Origin of the sequence: Burkholderia contaminans, assembly GCF_029633825.1 — a bacterium.
Taxonomy (GTDB): Bacteria; Pseudomonadota; Gammaproteobacteria; order Burkholderiales; family Burkholderiaceae; genus Burkholderia; species Burkholderia contaminans.
Genome location: NZ_CP090640.1, coordinates 1,777,163 through 1,792,108, shown reverse-complemented (window position 1 = coordinate 1,792,108; position 14,946 = coordinate 1,777,163). Strand labels below are relative to the sequence as shown.

Sequence of the window (14,946 nt, the reverse complement as noted above, 5' to 3'; positions counted from 1 at the left end):
GCGCCGCCCCGTCCTGTCACCGGAAGCCGAACCGCCTGCGCAGCACGACCAGCGCCACGAGGCTCAGCACGGCCGCGAACATCAGGTAGAAGCTCGGCGCGGTCTTCATCCCGGTCGCCTTGATCAGCCACGCGATGATGAACGGCCCGAAGCCGCCGAAAATCGTCACCGCCACGTTATACGCGAGCGACATCCCGGTCGTGCGCGTCTGCACCGGAAACACTTCGGACAGCAAACCCGGCAGCGCCGCGAAGTAGCCCGTCATCAGGAACGCGAGCAGCACCTGCAGCGCGATCAGCGTGCCGAAGCCCGGATGGGCGTTCAGGTAAGCGAATGCCGGGTAGATCAGCACGAGGATGCCGACGGCCGGCGCGATCATCACGCGTACGCGGCCGTAGGTGTCCGACCAGTGGCCGACGAGCGGCGCGAACGCCATCTGGATCACGCCGACGACGAGGATCGCCGCGAACGCGGCCGACGGCGCGAGGCCGAGCTGCTTTACGCCGTAGGTCGGCATGAACAGCACGAGATAGGTCGCGACGGTGCCTAGCACGACCACGCCCATCGCGGCGACGAGGCGCGCCTTGTGCGATGCGAACGTGTCGCGCAGCGGGTTCGCGGTGCCTTCCGCCGCGAGGAACTCGGGGGTCTCGTCGACCTTCGTGCGGATGTAGTACGCGACCGGCCCGAGCAGCAGGCCGAAGAAGAACGGCACGCGCCAGCCCCACGACGCCATCTGCGCGGCCGTGAGCTGCGCGTTCAGCACGGTGCCGAAGCCGGCGGCGAGCAGGGTCGTGAGCCCCTGGCTCGCGACCTGCCAGCTCGCGAAGAAGCCGCGCCGGCCCGGCACGTGCTCGGCGAGGAACGCAGTCGCGCTGCCGAACTCGCCGCCGGCCGAGAAGCCCTGCATCAGCCGCGCGGCGACGAGGATCACCGGCGCCGCGACGCCGATCGTCTCGTACGTCGGCAGCACCGCGATGATCAGCGTGCCGCCCATCATAAGCAGGATCGACAGCGTGAGCGCGGCCTTGCGGCCCGCGCGGTCGGCATACGCGCCGAGCACGATCGCGCCGAGCGGGCGCATGAAGAACGACACGCCGAACGTGCCGAGCGTGAGCAGCAGCGACACGGTGTCGTTGCCGGCCGGGAAGAACAGCTTCGAGATCGTCACCGCGAAGAAGCCGTAGACGACGAGATCGAACCACTCGAGCGCATTGCCGATCGACGCGGCGACCACCGCGCGCCACACGCGCGGCGACGAAGCAATGGAGCTGGACTGCGTGACGGCATGCATCGGTGATCTCCTTGTCGTTGTACGTTCTGTTCGGGGCGGCCGCCCGCGCGCCGTCGGCCTGCCCGGCGCCGCATGGCCGCATGCTGCGCTCGGGCGATTATAGGCGCGCAAAAAAAACCGCCGCGCCCCCGGTGACGGGAGCGCGGCGGTTTGCCCGCGGCGGTCGGCGCGACGGCCGGCCTCGCCGGGAAGTCTTACTGCTGCTTGACCGCTTCGGCCGTGATCAGCAGCTTCGTCTTCATCTTGAAGCCGTACTGCTTGCCGTAGTCGAGGCCGAAATCGTCGCGGCTGAATTCGCCGACGGCGTCGACACCGCACACTTCACGCTTGAGCATCGGGTGCGGCATGCACTTGAGCGAATCGATCTTCAGCGTCAGCGGCTTCGTGACGCCGTGCAGCGTCAGGTTGCCGACCACCGATACCGGCTTGTCGCCGTCGAACTTGATCGTGCCCTTGTAGTTCGCCTGCGGGAACTTCGCTGCATCGAAGAATTCGGCCGTCTGCAGGTGCTCGTCGAGCTTCGCGCTGCCGGTGTGGATCGACGCGATGTCGGTCGTCACGTCGACGGTGCCCGTCTTCGCCGCGCGGTCGAGCGTCACGGTGCCGCTCGACTTGTCGAACTTGCCGCGCCAGACCGACAGGCCGCCGAAGTGGTCAGCCTCGAAGCTCGGGTACGTGTGGCTCGGGTCGAACTGATACGTTGCGCTGTCGGCAAATGCCGAGAACGACAGCGAAGCGGCCAGCGCGCCGGCGGCGATGATCAGATGCTTTTTCAAACTTTTTCTCCTGGGAACGGCGCCGCGCCCTCGCGCGGCATTCAGTTGAGGCGGCAACCCGCCGCTTACTTCGTGGCGACGAGATGGAACTTGATCTGCACTTCGTCCGCGACGATCGACGTGTCCTTCCACTCGCCGGTACCGACGTTGAAGGCCGAACGCTTGATCGGCAGCACGCCGTCGAAGGTCTGCGTCGCGCCGTTTTGCGCGACCGTGACGGGCACCGTGACGGTCTCGGCCTTGCCCTTGATCGTCAGCTTGCCCGTCACGTTGTACTTGTTGCCGCCGGCCGGCGCGATCGCCGACGACACGAAGGTCGCCTGCGGATAGGTTTTCGCGTCGAACCAGTCCTTGCCGGCGACCTGGTCGTTGTACATCTTGTCGCCGAGGTCGAAGCTCGCGACGTCGATCGTCATCTGCGCGCTGCCCTGCGCAGCTTTCGCCGGGTCGAACTTCACCTGCGCGGAAAACTTCTTGAACGCGCCTTCGGTCGGCACGTTCATCTGCTTCGACACGGCGGACACCTTGCTCTTCGCGAGATCGACGTCGGCATGCGCCGCGCCCGACGCGACAAGCGCCGCCGCGGCGAACGCGGTCAGCATGGAGCGGGAGAAAGACACTTTCATGGGATCCTTCATTTGGCAAAGGGAAGCATGCGCGACAGCAGGCCGTCGCGGTCCAACAGCTGGTGCTTGAGCGCCGCGAGCACGTGCATCGCGACGAGTGCAAGCAGAATGTAATTCAAAGACACATGCAGCGTCTTGAAGGTTTCCTTGAGCGCCGGATCGGGGTCGATCAGCCGCGGCAGCGGCACGATGCCGAGATAGACGACCGGGATGTTCGACGCCGAGCTGTACAGATAGCCCGTCGCGGGAATCGCGATCATCAGCACGTACAGCAGCATGTGCACGCCGTGCGACGCCGCGCGCTGCCACGCGGGCGTACCGCCCGGCAGTGCCGGCGGCACGTGGGTCGCACGCCAGAGCACGCGCACGACGGCCAGCGCGAACACCGTCACGCCGATCCACTTGTGCCACGAGAAGTACTTCAGCTTGGTCGGCGTGAAGCCGGGAATGTCCGTCATTACCCAGCCGAGCGCGAAGCCGCAGACGATCAGCAGCGCGATCAGCCAGTGCAGTGCGATCGCGGTATGCGCGTAGCGTGCCGGCACCGCCGGCAGCGATTTCGATGCCATCTTGGATTCCTCAGTTCAGCGAACGGCCGCGCCGGCATTCGTCCGACGCGTGTCAAGGGCGCCATGCTACCGCAACCTTTTGACGCGCGCGGACTCTGAAGACAGGCCCGCCAGCCGGCTGACAGCTTCCTGTCATGTTACCGATCAGTCACTGAACGCGAGATCGTTGACACGCCGAAAAAGGCCTTTTGGTAAGATTGGCGCGGGTTCCGGCCCCGTCGACGTGTCTCCCCAGCCGTCGCACCACTGCCTTTTCCATGCAACGAAACGACCTGATTGCCTGCCACGAGTGCGACGCACTGTTGCACAAACCGCGCCTGAGCGGACGTGAAATCGCACGCTGCCCGCGCTGCGATGCACTGCTCTATCGCAACAGCACCGCGCAGATCGAGCGGATCTGCGCGCTCGCGCTCGCGGCGCTGATCACGTTCTCGATCGCGCAGGCGTTTCCGATCCTCGAAATGGACGTGAACGGCAACCGCGTGCAGACCACGCTGATCGGCGCGATCGATTCGCTGTGGCACCAGGACATGGCGATCGTCGGCGTGATGGTGTTCTGCTCGACCGTGCTGTTCCCGCTCGTCGAGATGTCCGCGCTGCTGTACCTGCTGCTGCCGATACGGCGCGGCGTCGTACCGCCCGGCTTCAACCTGGTGCTGCGCGCGATCGAGCTCGTGCGGCCGTGGGGCATGATCGAGGTGTTCATGCTCGGCATCCTCGTCACGATCGTGAAGATGGTGAGTCTCGCAAGGGTCGTTCCCGAGGCCGCGCTGTTCGCATTCGCCGCGCTTACGCTGATGATCGCCGTCGTGCTGATGTTCGATCCGCGCACGCTGTGGGACATCGCCGACGATCTGCGCGCCGGCCGCTCGCCCGGGCAGCCCGACGATGCCGCCCCGCTGCCGGAAGCCGCCCGCCGATGACGATCCCGACCGCCGCCCGCGAGGGCTACGCCAGCTGCCACGCATGCGGCCTCGTGCAGACGCTCGACCATCCGCACGCACACTGCGCGCGCTGCGGCAGCGTGCTCCATTTCCGCACGCCGAACAGCCTGATGCGCACGTGGGCGCTGCTGCTCGCCGCCGCGATCCTCTACATTCCCGCGAACCTGCTGCCGATCATGCGCACCGCGTCGATCGTCGGCTCGCAGGAAGACACGATCATGAGCGGCGTGATCTATTTCTGGGTCTCCGGCGACTGGCCGCTCGCCGTCGTCGTGTTCGTCGCGAGCATCCTCGTGCCGATGCTCAAGCTCGGCGTGCTGCTGATCCTCGTGATCAGTGCGCAGCGCCGCGCCGCCTGGCGGCCGCTGCAGCGCACGCGCCTGTTCCGGATCGTCGAGCGCATCGGCCGCTGGTCGATGCTCGACATCTTCGTCGTGACGCTGACCGTCGCGCTCGTCCATTTTCGTTCGCTCGCCATCATCACGGCCGGCCCCGGCGCGCTCGCGTTCGGTTCCGTCGTGATCCTGACGATGCTCGCATCGATGCAGTTCGATCCCCGCCTGATCTGGGATCCAGTCGAAACCTCAGGGAATCACCATGAATAGTCCACAAGGCCCGCAGCACGACGCGCCCCGGCCGCCCGATCCGACGATCTCGACGAAAAGCGGGTGGCTGCCGTCGCTCGTCTGGCTCGTGCCGCTGATCGCCGCGCTGATCGGCATCGGCCTCGTGATCAAGTCCGTGCGCGAGCGCGGCCCGGAAATCACGATCAGCTTCCACAGCGCCGAAGGGCTCGAGCCCGGCAAGACCCAGGTCAAGTACAAGGACGTCGAGATCGGCATGGTCAAGACGATCAAGCTGTCGAAGGATCTGTCGCGCGTGCTCGTCCAGGTGCAGCTCAAGAAGGAAGCGGAGGACTTCGCGGTCAAGGGCTCGCGCTTCTGGATCGTGCGGCCGCGCGTCGGCGCGACCGGCGTGTCGGGGCTCGGCACGCTGCTGTCGGGCGCGTACATCGGCGTCGACGCCGGGCGCTCGGAGGATACGCTGACCGACTTCACGGGCCTCGAGACGCCGCCCGCCGTCACGGGCGACCAGAAAGGCACGCAGTACGTGCTGCGCGGCGATTCGCTCGGCTCGGTCGACATCGGCTCGCCGGTCTACTACCGCCGCGTGCAGGTCGGCCAGGTGGTCGGCTTCTCGCTCGACAAGGACGGCACGGGCGTCACGTTCAACGTGTTCGTCAATGCGCCGTACGACCAGTACGTCGGCGTGAACTCGCGCTGGTGGCAGGCAAGCGGCGTGGACCTGCGGCTCGACTCGAGCGGCCTGAAGCTGAACACGCAGTCGCTCGCGACGGTGATCCTCGGCGGCATCGCGTTCCAGACGCCGCCGAACCAGGGCACCGGCGCGACGGCGCCGAACAACACGACGTTCCGCCTCGCGTCCGACGAGGGCGACGCGATGCGCGACCCGGACGGCCAGCCGCTGCAGGTCGTGATGAACTTCAACCAGTCGCTGCGCGGGCTCGCGGTCGGCGCGACGGTCGACTTCCGCGGCATCGTGCTCGGCGAAGTGACGAATATCGGCATCGACTTCGATCCGAAGACGAAGAACTTCCTGATGCCGGTGACGATGAACGTGTATCCGGAACGCCTCGGCCGCCGCTTCCGCGAGACGATCGAGAGCAAGGGCGACCAGGCGCGCCGCGAGATCGTCGAGCGGCTCGTCCAGCACGGGCTGCGCGGCCAGCTGCGCACCGGCAACCTGTTGACGAGCCAGTTGTACGTCGCGCTCGACTTCTTCCCGAAGGCACCGGCCGTGAAGATCGACACGGCGCGCCAGCCGCTCGAGCTGCCGACCGTGCCGAACACGCTCGACGAGCTGCAGCTGCAGGTCGCCGACATCGCGAAGAAGCTCGACAAGGTGCCGTTCGACCAGATCGGCGCGAACCTGAACAGCGCGCTCGCGAACGCGGACAAGCTGTTCAAGCAGCTCGACACGCAGGTCGCGCCGGAAGCGCGCGACACGCTGTCGGCCGCGAAGCAGACCTTCTCGACCGCCGAGGCGACGCTGCAGCAGGATTCGCCGCTGCAGTCCGACGTGCGCGGCGCGCTGAAGGAACTCACGCGCACGCTGCAATCGCTGAACGCGCTCGCCGACTATCTGGAGCGCCACCCCGAATCGCTGCTCAAGGGCAAGCCAGGAGATAAACAATGACGACGACACGCGTGAACGGTTTCGCGAGCGGCGCGGCGGCGGCTATCGCCGCCCTCGCGCTCACCGCGTGCAGCTCGCCGCCCGCGCGGTTCTACACGCTCAGCCCGGCCGACGCCGCGACGCCGCTGCGTACCGCGCCGGCCAACCCGGCATTCCTGATCGAGGTGCCGGCGGTCAGCGTGCCCGAGCAGGTCGCGAAGAGCCAGCTGGTCGTGCAGAAGAACGCCGCGCAGGTCGACGTGCTCGAGCAGGAACGCTGGGCGTCGCCGCCCGCCGACGAGATCCGCCGTGCGCTGTCGGACGATCTCGCCGCGCAGCTCGGCACGATCGACGTCGCGAATTCCGCGTACCCGCCCGGCGTGCCCGTGTATCGCATCAGCGTGAACGTGCAGCGTTTCGAATCGTGGCCGGCCAGGCGCGCGGCGGTCGACGCCGTGTGGAGCGTGCGCTCGCTCGCCACGCAGGCCGTGATGACGTGCCGCACGAGTGTCGCGGAACCCGTTGCCGACGGCTACGACGCGCTCGTCGCCGGCCACCGGCGCGCGCTCGACGTGATTGCCACGCAAGCCGCGGCCGGCGTGCGCGCGATGGCCGCGCGACGCGGCACTGCGGCTGCCACGGCGCCCGCTGCCGGCAGCAGGACGGCCACCGCGCCGGTCGTGCCGTGCCCGGCCAACCCGACCTCCGGCGGCGACGCCGGCGCAACGGGCAAGTCCGGCGCGTAAGCAGGCAGGGCGAAGGCGAGCACTCGGCGGCAGGCTCGCCGGCGCGGTTTCGGGCGGCGTGACCGGGACCGTCGCCAACGCGCTGGCCGCCGCCGGCGTTGCGGCGCCGCCCGCCCCCATCACGCTCATCGGCCAAAAGGCCGCTTTGCATTGTTTGTCAAAGTCGGCCGGAACCGGCGCCATGCCATACGGTCGGCTTGCGTTTTCCGGCCCGATTGACGATCCTACGCACTTTCCGGCTCGCGCCGTTCGTCGTGCGCGCCGGCCAGCGCCGCCGGGCCGCGTTCGGCCCGACTGCCGTGCCTCCCGGCGCCCGCACGCGATCGGCGTGCACCGCAGCGGGGCAGCCGCATCGCGGGTCGCCGCGCATCGTCCGGCAACCGGCCCCGTCTCACCCGTTCTCCCCGGCGCCGCGCCGTTTCCCCGGCCGGCATCCCGAACCCGCCCGCCGAGGGCTTTCGCTATTCCGTTTATGTTTCGTTCCCTGACGACCCTGATCAAGAAGTGGCGCGCGTCGCGCAATGCCGGTCACCAGCTCGATGCGCTGCTCGCGCATGCCGACGCCGATGCGTCGTACGCCGAGCGCAGCGAATGGCTGATCGAGCTCGCGCACTGGCTGCGCCGCACCGGCACGATGCAGGCCGCGCACGACGCGCCGGCCGATCGCGACGCCGATGCGCGCGCGTATCCGGCCCATGCGCGGTTGCGCTACCTGTTCCACGTGCTCGATCGCAATCCCGCGTGGAAAACCCACGCCGCGCGCATCCTGCGCGGCATCCTGCGCGAGTGCGACGGCATTTCGTTGCTGTGCGACGCCGGCATGCCCGTGCACTCGGGGTTCTTCGGCGCGCTGTTCGAGCGGATCGACTCGTCGCTGATCCCGCCCGCGCCGAACCGCCGCGAGCTGTCGGCGCTCTTCACGCTGATGTTCCCGACGCCGGAAGACGCGCAATGGATCGACGCGTTGCCCGACGATCTCCTCACGCGCCTCGCCGAACTGCTCTCGTTCGACGTCACCGACGAAGAGCGCCACGAGCCGGGCTCGTTCTCGCGCGACCTGCTGGCCGCGCTGCACAATCTGACCTGCCAGATCAGCTCGACCGGCCTGTCGCAGACGGTGCGCAGCCGGCTGTCCGACGACGATGCACGCAAGCCGCTCGAAACGCAGCCGTTCTACCGCCTCACGCGTGCGATGCTCGCGGTCGAGACCGCGCATGCGGCCGTCGAGGACGGCGGCGACCCGAGCAAATTGCTGCACGAAGTGAACTACCTGCGCGTGCTGCTCGACGAATGCCGGATCGCCGTCGACGACGTGTTCTCGCACCTGTACCGCAACGGCGTATCGGTCGACATCGTGTTCCAGGTCGAACGGATGCGCATGCGCATCGTGCGCGCCGAGATGCTGCTGAACGCGTGGATGGCGCGCGACGACCTGCACGGCATGGCGCACCTGACGGCCGAGCTCGTCGACGCGAACCACAACAGCCAGAGCGTGTCGCACCTCGTGCGCAGCAACTTCTCGCTGTTCGCGCGCAAGCTCGTCGAGACCAACGCGGACACCGGCGAGCACTACATCTCGCGCGGTCGCGCCGAGTACCTGAAGATGCTGCGGATGGCCGCGGGCGGCGGCCTCGTCACCGTCGTGACCGTGTGCGTGAAGTTCGCGATCACGGGCGCGCACCTGCAGTCGATGCTCGAAGGGCTGCTTGCGGGCGTCAACTACGCGGCCAGCTTCATGCTGATGCACTTCCTGCATTTCACGCTCGCGACCAAGCAGCCCGCGATGACCGCGCCGACCCTCGCGCGCGAGCTCGACGACACCGGCAACGAGGAAGGCGTGAAGGCGTTCGTCGCGTCGGTGATCGCGCTGATCCGCACGCAGGCCGCCGCGATTTCCGGCAACGTGCTCGTCGTGCTGCCCGTGTGCCTGCTGGTGCAGCTGTTCGCCGGCAACCTGCTGCACGCGAACCTGATCTCGCCGGAGAAGGCGCATGCGACGCTGCACTCGTTCTCGCTGCTCGGCCCGACGCCGCTCTACGCGGCGCTGACCGGCGTGCTGCTGTGGGCGTCGAGCCTGCTCGCCGGCTGGGCCGACAACTGGTTCGTGCTGCACCGGGTCGGCGACGCGCTCACGTACAACCGCCGGCTGCGCCTCACGCTCGGCAAGGCCGGTGCCGCGAAGCTCGCGCACTTCTGCCGGTCGAACGTGGCCGGCGTGGTCGCGAACGTCGGGCTCGGCCTGATGCTCGGCCTCGTTCCGGCGATCGTCACCGTGATCTTGTTCCCGTTCGAGGTGCGGCACGTGACGCTGTCGGCCGGCTCGATCGGCATCGCGCTCGGCGTGCTGGGCAAGGGTGCGCTCGGCACACCCGAGCTGTGGTGGGCCTGCGCCGGCGTGCTCAGCATGGCGATCCTCAACGTGCTCGTGAGCTTCGCGCTCGCGTTCACGATGGCCGTGCGCTCGCGCAGCCTGCGCCGCACCAAGGTGCGCGCGCTCGTCGCCGCGATCGTCCGGACGGTGCTGTCGAATCCGCTCGCGCTGTTCTGGCCGGGCAGCGGCCAGGCCGCGCGCGCCGGCCAGCCGGGCTCACACTGAGCCCGCAGCGGCATGGCGGTGCCCGCCCGGGCACCGCCGCGCGGCCTGCTGGCACGCCTGTGCGGCGTCCCGCCCCGCGCCGCAGCACCGAAACGCGACGCAACGCCGGCCCCGGCCGCCCGCGCCGCGTACAATAGTGGACTTTTGCACGTCCTCACCCGCCTTATGTCCTCGCCCACCCTGTACGAATTCTTCGCTCCCTGCCCGCGCGGCCTCGAAGCGGCGCTTGCCGCCGAGCTGGCCGAAATCGCCGGCCGCCATCTGAACGGCGCGCCGTTCACCGCGGGCGCGCAGGTGCCGGGCGGCGTCCACTTCAGCGGCGGCTGGGCCGCCGGCATGGCCGCGAACCTCCATTCGCGGATCGCGAGCCGGGTCCTGCTGAAGATCGCGCACCGCGCGTACCGCAACGAGCAGGACGTCTACGCGCTCGCGCTCGAGCAGCCGTGGGAGCGCTGGTTCGCGGCGACGCAGACGCTGCGCGTCGACATCACCGCGATCAAGTCCCCGCTGAAGAGCCTCGAATTCGCGACGTTGCGCGTGAAGGACGCGATCTGCGACCGGATGCGCGACAAGACCGGCGCGCGCCCGAGCATCGACACCGGTGCGCCGGACGTGCGCGTGTTCGCCTTCCTGACGGCGGGCGAGTGCACGCTGTACCTCGACACGTCGGGCGAGCCGCTGTTCAAGCGCGGCTGGCGTCTCGACAAGGGCGCGGCGCCGCTGCGCGAAAACCTCGCGGCCGGCATCCTCCGCCTGACGGGCTGGACGCCCGGCACCGCGCTGTACGACCCGATGTGCGGCAGCGGCACGTTCCTCGCGGAAGCCGCGCAGATCGCGCTCGGCGTCGCGCCGGGCGTCGAGCGCCGGTTCGGCTTCGAGAAACTCAAGCAGTACGACATCACCGCGTGGCAAGGGCTGAAGGTCCCCGCGCTGGACGCGAAGCGCGCGGCGCGCGGCAAACGCGGCGAAGCGCTCGGCGTGTACGGCAGCGACATCTCCGGCGACATGCTCGAGAAGGCGCGCGCGAACCTCGAGCGTGCAGGCGTGCCGTCGGTATGGCTCAAGCAGGTCGACGCGCGCGGGATGACGCCGCCGTGCGACGGCCCGGGCATCATCCTCGCGAACCCGCCGTACGGCGAGCGGATCGAAGTGCGCGGCCGCAGCGCGCGCGGCGAGGTGCGCGAGACGGGCCGCAACCGCGGCAACGACGACGCATTCCGCCGTACCCACACCGACGCACCCGACAGCGAGTTCTTCAACGCGCTCGGCGATGCGCTGAAGCAGCGCTTCACGGGCTGGCAGGCGTTCCTGCTGACGTCCGACCGTTCGCTGCCGGGCCAGCTGCGGCTGCGCGAATCGGCGAAGACGCCGCTGTTCAACGGCGCGCTCGAATGCCGGCTGTTCCGCTTCGACCTGATCGCCGGCAGCGTGAAGGCGCGCCCGGCCACGCCGGAAGGCGACGCGTAAGCCTCACCGTCGCGCGGGGCCGCCGGCGCGGCGCCCGCGCATGCTGCCGGCGCGCGTCGGTGCTTCGGCAGCGCGCACGAAAGCACGCCCCCCGTCTCGAGCAGCCTCTCCCGGCGTGTTCGCACGGGCGGCCAGCCGCCGCGAATCTCCGAATCACCCCCGAATCATCCCCGGTTCATCCCCGAGCCGGACACGACCGTCTTGCGTGACGGCCAGCCTCACGACACCGTCGTATGGCTCGAGCCGATCGATCACGCGCGATTCCCCCTCCTTGAACGCGTGCGCCATCTGACGCCCAGCCGGCGCGGCGAATCGGTCTCGGCCGCTTCGCCGAGATGTCGGCCCGCGCCGGATCACCGTCATCCCGACGCGCTCGCCGCGAACCCGGCCGCCATCCATGTCAGGGCTGACAACTCTACTGACAATACGGTGTCAGCAGCCCGCGCTCACACTGCAATCCCGGCGCAATGCAGGCTGGTTTTACTCCCGAACCCGAATAACAACGCAACAAGGAGCTCGTCATGACGTCAGCAACCGCCACTGCCACCCCGGAACGCGCGATCGCGTGGTTCGACATTCCGTCCCTCGATTTCGACCGTGCGATCCGCTTCTACGAAACCGTGCTGCAAACCACGTTGGAGCGCGCAGTCATCGGCGGCGTGCCGATGGCCACGTTCGACCGCGACGCGTCCAGCACGGGCGGCAGCATCGTGTTCGATCCGCAGCAGATCAAACCGAGCGCGAACGGCGTGCTCGTCTACCTGAACGCCGGCGAATCGGTCGTCGCGGCGCTCGAACGTGCGAAGCGCGCGGGCGGCGTCGTGCAGGGCTCGGTCGTCGAGCTGCCGAACAACTACGGCTACGTCGGCTACCTGATCGACACCGAAGGCAACCGCGTCGGCCTGCACGCGCCGAAATGCCACTGAGCACAACGGCCGTCGGGCGCGCGCGGCGCTATCATCGCGAGGTCCCCACTGCCGTTGGAATCGAGGTGCCGTCATGACGCGCCGTGCCGACCGCCTGTTCCAGATCGCCGAGCTGCTGCGCGGGCGTCGTCTCACGACCGCGCAGCAGCTGGCCGACTGGCTGTCGGTGTCGCCGCGCACGGTCTATCGCGACGTGCGCGACCTGCAACTGTCAGGGGTGCCGATCGAAGGCGAGGCCGGCATCGGCTACCGGCTGAACCGCAACGCGAGCCTGCCGCCGCTCACGTTCACGGCCGAGGAGCTCGCGGCGCTCGCCACCGGCGCACGCATGCTCGAAACCTGGGGCGGTGCGCGCTTCGCGAGCGGTGCGCGTTCGGCGCTCGCGAAGATCGCATCGGCAATGCCGGCCGACAAGCGCACGGCGCTCGACCGCCTGCCCGTGTTCGCGCCGTCGTTCCACATCGACGAGACGTTTTGCGCGAAGGTCGACGCGATCCACCAGGCCATCGATACGCGCCACGTCGTCAGCTTCGACTACCGCGACCGGCTCGGCGCGCATTCGCAACGCCGCGTGTGGCCGCTCGGGCTCGTCTACTGGGGCGGGCGCTGGACGATCGGCGCGTGGTGCGAGCTGCGCGAGGATTTCCGCACCTTCGACATCGCGCGGATGGGCGACATCCTCGTACACGAGCAGTTTCCGGACATGGAAGGACGGCGAATCGCCGACTACATGCGAATCGCGGAAGCGCCGATGCGCTGACGCGGCACGACGGCGCGCGCGTTGCGCGCCGTCGCCGCTCTTGTTCCGGGCCGCCGCCCGGCGCCCGGCCCACCTCCGCTCCCTACCCGCCGAACACGACCGTCCGCTTCGGCCGCTCGTCGACGTGCAGCGAGAACACGTCGGGCCGCGCGTAATGCCCGACCACGTCGAAGTCGTAGCGCGCCCGCACGAGTTCATCGGTATCGATGCGCGCGGTCACGAGCCCGGCTTCGCCGATCAGCGGCTCCGTCAGCAGGTCGCCGAGCGGCCCGACGATCACGCTGCCGCCACGGATCAGCGGCCGCTCCGGATCCCAGCCCGGCACGTCGATGCCGAGCGCACGCGGCGACGGCTGCACCTGGCACGCGCTGACGACGAAGCAGCGCCCCTCGTGCGCGATATGCCGCATCGAGCTCTGCCAGACGTCGCGCTCGTCGACGGTCGGCGCGCACCAGATCTGCACGCCCTTCGCGTACATCGCGCAGCGCAGCAGCGGCATGTGGTTCTCCCAGCAGATCGCGGCGCCCGCGCGGCCCGCGGCCGTGTCGACGACGGGCAGCGTCGAGCCGTCGCCCTGCCCCCAGATCAGCCGCTCGGTGCCGGTCGGCATCAGCTTGCGATGCTTCGCGACGAGCCCGTCGCGCGGATCGAAGAACAGCGCCGTGCAGTACAGCGTGCTGCCGCCGCGCTCGATCACGCCGACCACGAGGCTTGCGCCCGTGCGCTGCGACAGCGCGGCCAGCTCGTCGGTTTCGGGCCCCGGCACGTCGATCGCCTGCGCGGCATAGCGCGCGTACGCGTCGCGGCCTTCGGGCAGCCGGTAGCCGAGCCGCGTGCCGAAGATCTCGCCTTTCGGATAGCCGCCGAGCACGGCCTCGGGCAGCACGACGAGCGACGCGCCGCTGTCGCGGATCGCGGTTTCGTAGCCGAGGATCGAGTCGAGCGTGGCGCGCGTGCCGGCGGGCGATGCGCCGATCTGCAGTGCGGCGATGACTGACGTGGACATGAAGGCGTCTCCGGTGAATGAGGTAACGCCATCTTTATCGATATGATGTCATCGATCAAATCGATAGAACGATAAGTGTCATGAATGTGGATGATATCGCCGGCCTCGACCTGAACCTGCTGAAGGTGTTCGAGGCGCTGTACGAGGAAGGCGGCGCGAGTCGCGCGGCGCTGCGGCTCGGCCTCACGCAGTCGGCGGTGAGCGCGGCGCTCGCGCGGCTGCGCGTGATCTATGCCGATCCGCTGTTCGTGCGCACCGGCCGCGGGCTCGCGCCGACGCCGCGCGCGGACGAACTGAAGCCGATCCTGTCCGACGCGCTCGACCGTTGCCGCGAAAGCCTCGCGATCGCGGCCGACGGCGGCGACCGCATCGGCCGCACGATCTCGATCGGGCTGTCGGACGACTTCGAGATCGCGCTCGGCCGCGCGCTGATCGACGCCGTCGCGCGGGAAGCCGCCGGCATCCGGCTGATCTTCCGCCAGACGCACAGCGGCATCGCCGGCGACGCGCTGCTGCGCCATGGCGTCGACCTTGCCATCGCATCCGGCGGTTTCTCGGCGAACGGGCTCAGCCGACGCGCGGTCGCGACGGGCGGCTATGCGTGCCTGATCGACCCGGCCGCCCGCGAGCGGCCGCCGCGCACGCTGACGCTCGCCGATTTCCTGCGGCGCGACCACCTGCTCGTATCGTCGGGCGGCGTGATCGGAATCGTCGACGAGGCGCTGGCCACGCTCGGTCACAAGCGGCGCGTCGCGGCGTCGACCACGCATTTCGCCGCATTGCCGTACCTGCTCGCCGGCTCCGATGCGATCGCGACGATTCCCGCGCATGCGGCGCGCGCGATCGCGCAGTCCACCCCGCTGCGCGCGCTCGCATGCCCGGTCGACTTGCCGCACTACCCGGTCGAAATCGGCTGGCGCACGAGCACGCAGCGCGACCCGGCGATCGTGCGCGTACGCGATACGATCTCCGCATGCGTCGCCCATCTCGTCGCGCCGTGAAATCGGCAAGCCAGACGAATTGAAAGGGTCTGATTCGTT

Annotated in this window: 14 protein-coding genes; 9 read left to right on the top strand and 5 right to left on the bottom strand. The window is 68.9% G+C overall.

All coding sequences use genetic code 11. From position 1 onward, the window contains the following. Window positions 1–16: 16 nt before the first annotated feature. From LXE91_RS08380 to LXE91_RS08365, 4 genes are all read right to left on the bottom strand, one after another. Window positions 17–1,294: an MFS transporter gene (locus LXE91_RS08380; RefSeq protein WP_039361398.1), complete on the bottom strand. Its 1,278-nt coding sequence runs from the start codon at window positions 1,292–1,294 to the stop codon at window positions 17–19. A 194-nt stretch (window positions 1,295–1,488) separates the two neighbouring features. Then, window positions 1,489–2,070: a YceI family protein gene (locus tag LXE91_RS08375; RefSeq protein ID WP_039361400.1), complete on the bottom strand. Its 582-nt coding sequence runs from the start codon at window positions 2,068–2,070 to the stop codon at window positions 1,489–1,491. A gap of 65 nt (window positions 2,071–2,135) precedes the next feature. Beyond that, a complete protein-coding gene (locus tag LXE91_RS08370) occupies window positions 2,136–2,696 on the bottom strand; it encodes a YceI family protein (RefSeq protein ID WP_006482463.1) in 561 nt (186 codons plus the stop codon). A gap of 8 nt (window positions 2,697–2,704) precedes the next feature. Continuing rightward, window positions 2,705–3,265: a cytochrome b gene (locus LXE91_RS08365; protein ID WP_039361403.1), complete on the bottom strand. Its 561-nt coding sequence runs from the start codon at window positions 3,263–3,265 to the stop codon at window positions 2,705–2,707. 257 nt (window positions 3,266–3,522) lie between these two features. On the opposite strand from LXE91_RS08365, the gene LXE91_RS08360 reads away from it, so the two are divergent. The 8 genes from LXE91_RS08360 (at window position 3,523) to LXE91_RS08325 (ending at window position 12,900) form a co-directional block, all read left to right on the top strand. Beyond that, the gene (locus tag LXE91_RS08360) at window positions 3,523–4,188 is read left to right on the top strand and encodes a paraquat-inducible protein A (RefSeq protein WP_039361406.1); all 666 of its coding nucleotides are present in this window, start codon (window positions 3,523–3,525) and stop codon (window positions 4,186–4,188) included. After that, the gene (locus tag LXE91_RS08355) at window positions 4,185–4,814 is read left to right on the top strand and encodes a paraquat-inducible protein A (RefSeq protein WP_039361408.1); all 630 of its coding nucleotides are present in this window, start codon (window positions 4,185–4,187) and stop codon (window positions 4,812–4,814) included. Before LXE91_RS08360 ends, LXE91_RS08355 begins: the two co-directional genes overlap by 4 nt. Further along, window positions 4,807–6,426, top strand: coding sequence for a PqiB family protein (locus LXE91_RS08350; RefSeq protein WP_039361410.1), 1,620 nt, complete (start codon window positions 4,807–4,809; stop codon window positions 6,424–6,426). Before LXE91_RS08355 ends, LXE91_RS08350 begins: the two co-directional genes overlap by 8 nt. Continuing rightward, entirely contained in the window at window positions 6,423–7,151 is a 729-nt protein-coding gene (locus tag LXE91_RS08345; RefSeq protein ID WP_039361412.1) for a PqiC family protein, read from the top strand. Before LXE91_RS08350 ends, LXE91_RS08345 begins: the two co-directional genes overlap by 4 nt. A 472-nt stretch (window positions 7,152–7,623) precedes the next feature. Beyond that, window positions 7,624–9,747 (top strand): site-specific recombinase, encoded by a 2,124-nt coding sequence (locus LXE91_RS08340; protein WP_039361415.1) that lies wholly within the window; start codon window positions 7,624–7,626, stop codon window positions 9,745–9,747. Window positions 9,748–9,912: 165 nt separating this feature from the next. Next, on the top strand, window positions 9,913–11,214 hold the full coding sequence (locus LXE91_RS08335) for a THUMP domain-containing class I SAM-dependent RNA methyltransferase (protein ID WP_039361417.1): 1,302 nt from the start codon (window positions 9,913–9,915) through the stop codon (window positions 11,212–11,214). A gap of 521 nt (window positions 11,215–11,735) precedes the next feature. Next, entirely contained in the window at window positions 11,736–12,140 is a 405-nt protein-coding gene (locus LXE91_RS08330; RefSeq protein WP_039361419.1) for a VOC family protein, read from the top strand. Between the two features lie 73 nt (window positions 12,141–12,213). Continuing rightward, a complete protein-coding gene (locus LXE91_RS08325; RefSeq protein ID WP_039361421.1) occupies window positions 12,214–12,900 on the top strand; it encodes a helix-turn-helix transcriptional regulator in 687 nt (228 codons plus the stop codon). 82 nt (window positions 12,901–12,982) lie between these two features. Here the strand turns inward: LXE91_RS08325 and LXE91_RS08320 are convergent, their stop codons facing one another. Then, entirely contained in the window at window positions 12,983–13,906 is a 924-nt protein-coding gene (locus tag LXE91_RS08320; protein WP_039361423.1) for a carbon-nitrogen hydrolase family protein, read from the bottom strand. Window positions 13,907–13,986: 80 nt separating this feature from the next. Here LXE91_RS08320 and LXE91_RS08315 point away from each other — a divergent pair, with 80 nt between their 5' ends. Then, window positions 13,987–14,907: a LysR family transcriptional regulator gene (locus tag LXE91_RS08315; RefSeq protein WP_039361425.1), complete on the top strand. Its 921-nt coding sequence runs from the start codon at window positions 13,987–13,989 to the stop codon at window positions 14,905–14,907. Window positions 14,908–14,946: the final 39 nt, after the last annotated feature.

Excerpts from the sequence above, each read along its gene's own strand:
- LXE91_RS08360 (WP_039361406.1), top strand. The coding sequence starts at position 3,523 with ATGCAACGAAACGACCTGATTGCCTGCCACGAGTGCGACGCACTGTTG.
- LXE91_RS08325 (WP_039361421.1), top strand. The coding sequence starts at position 12,214 with ATGACGCGCCGTGCCGACCGCCTGTTCCAGATCGCCGAGCTGCTGCGC.
- LXE91_RS08380 (WP_039361398.1), bottom strand. The coding sequence starts at position 1,294 with ATGCATGCCGTCACGCAGTCCAGCTCCATTGCTTCGTCGCCGCGCGTG.
- LXE91_RS08345 (WP_039361412.1), top strand. The coding sequence starts at position 6,423 with ATGACGACGACACGCGTGAACGGTTTCGCGAGCGGCGCGGCGGCGGCT.
- LXE91_RS08315 (WP_039361425.1), top strand. The coding sequence starts at position 13,987 with ATGAATGTGGATGATATCGCCGGCCTCGACCTGAACCTGCTGAAGGTG.
- LXE91_RS08335 (WP_039361417.1), top strand. The coding sequence starts at position 9,913 with ATGTCCTCGCCCACCCTGTACGAATTCTTCGCTCCCTGCCCGCGCGGC.
- LXE91_RS08355 (WP_039361408.1), top strand. The coding sequence starts at position 4,185 with ATGACGATCCCGACCGCCGCCCGCGAGGGCTACGCCAGCTGCCACGCA.
- LXE91_RS08320 (WP_039361423.1), bottom strand. The coding sequence starts at position 13,906 with ATGTCCACGTCAGTCATCGCCGCACTGCAGATCGGCGCATCGCCCGCC.
- LXE91_RS08330 (WP_039361419.1), top strand. The coding sequence starts at position 11,736 with ATGACGTCAGCAACCGCCACTGCCACCCCGGAACGCGCGATCGCGTGG.
- LXE91_RS08350 (WP_039361410.1), top strand. The coding sequence starts at position 4,807 with ATGAATAGTCCACAAGGCCCGCAGCACGACGCGCCCCGGCCGCCCGAT.
- LXE91_RS08340 (WP_039361415.1), top strand. The coding sequence starts at position 7,624 with ATGTTTCGTTCCCTGACGACCCTGATCAAGAAGTGGCGCGCGTCGCGC.
- LXE91_RS08365 (WP_039361403.1), bottom strand. The coding sequence starts at position 3,265 with ATGGCATCGAAATCGCTGCCGGCGGTGCCGGCACGCTACGCGCATACC.
- LXE91_RS08370 (WP_006482463.1), bottom strand. The coding sequence starts at position 2,696 with ATGAAAGTGTCTTTCTCCCGCTCCATGCTGACCGCGTTCGCCGCGGCG.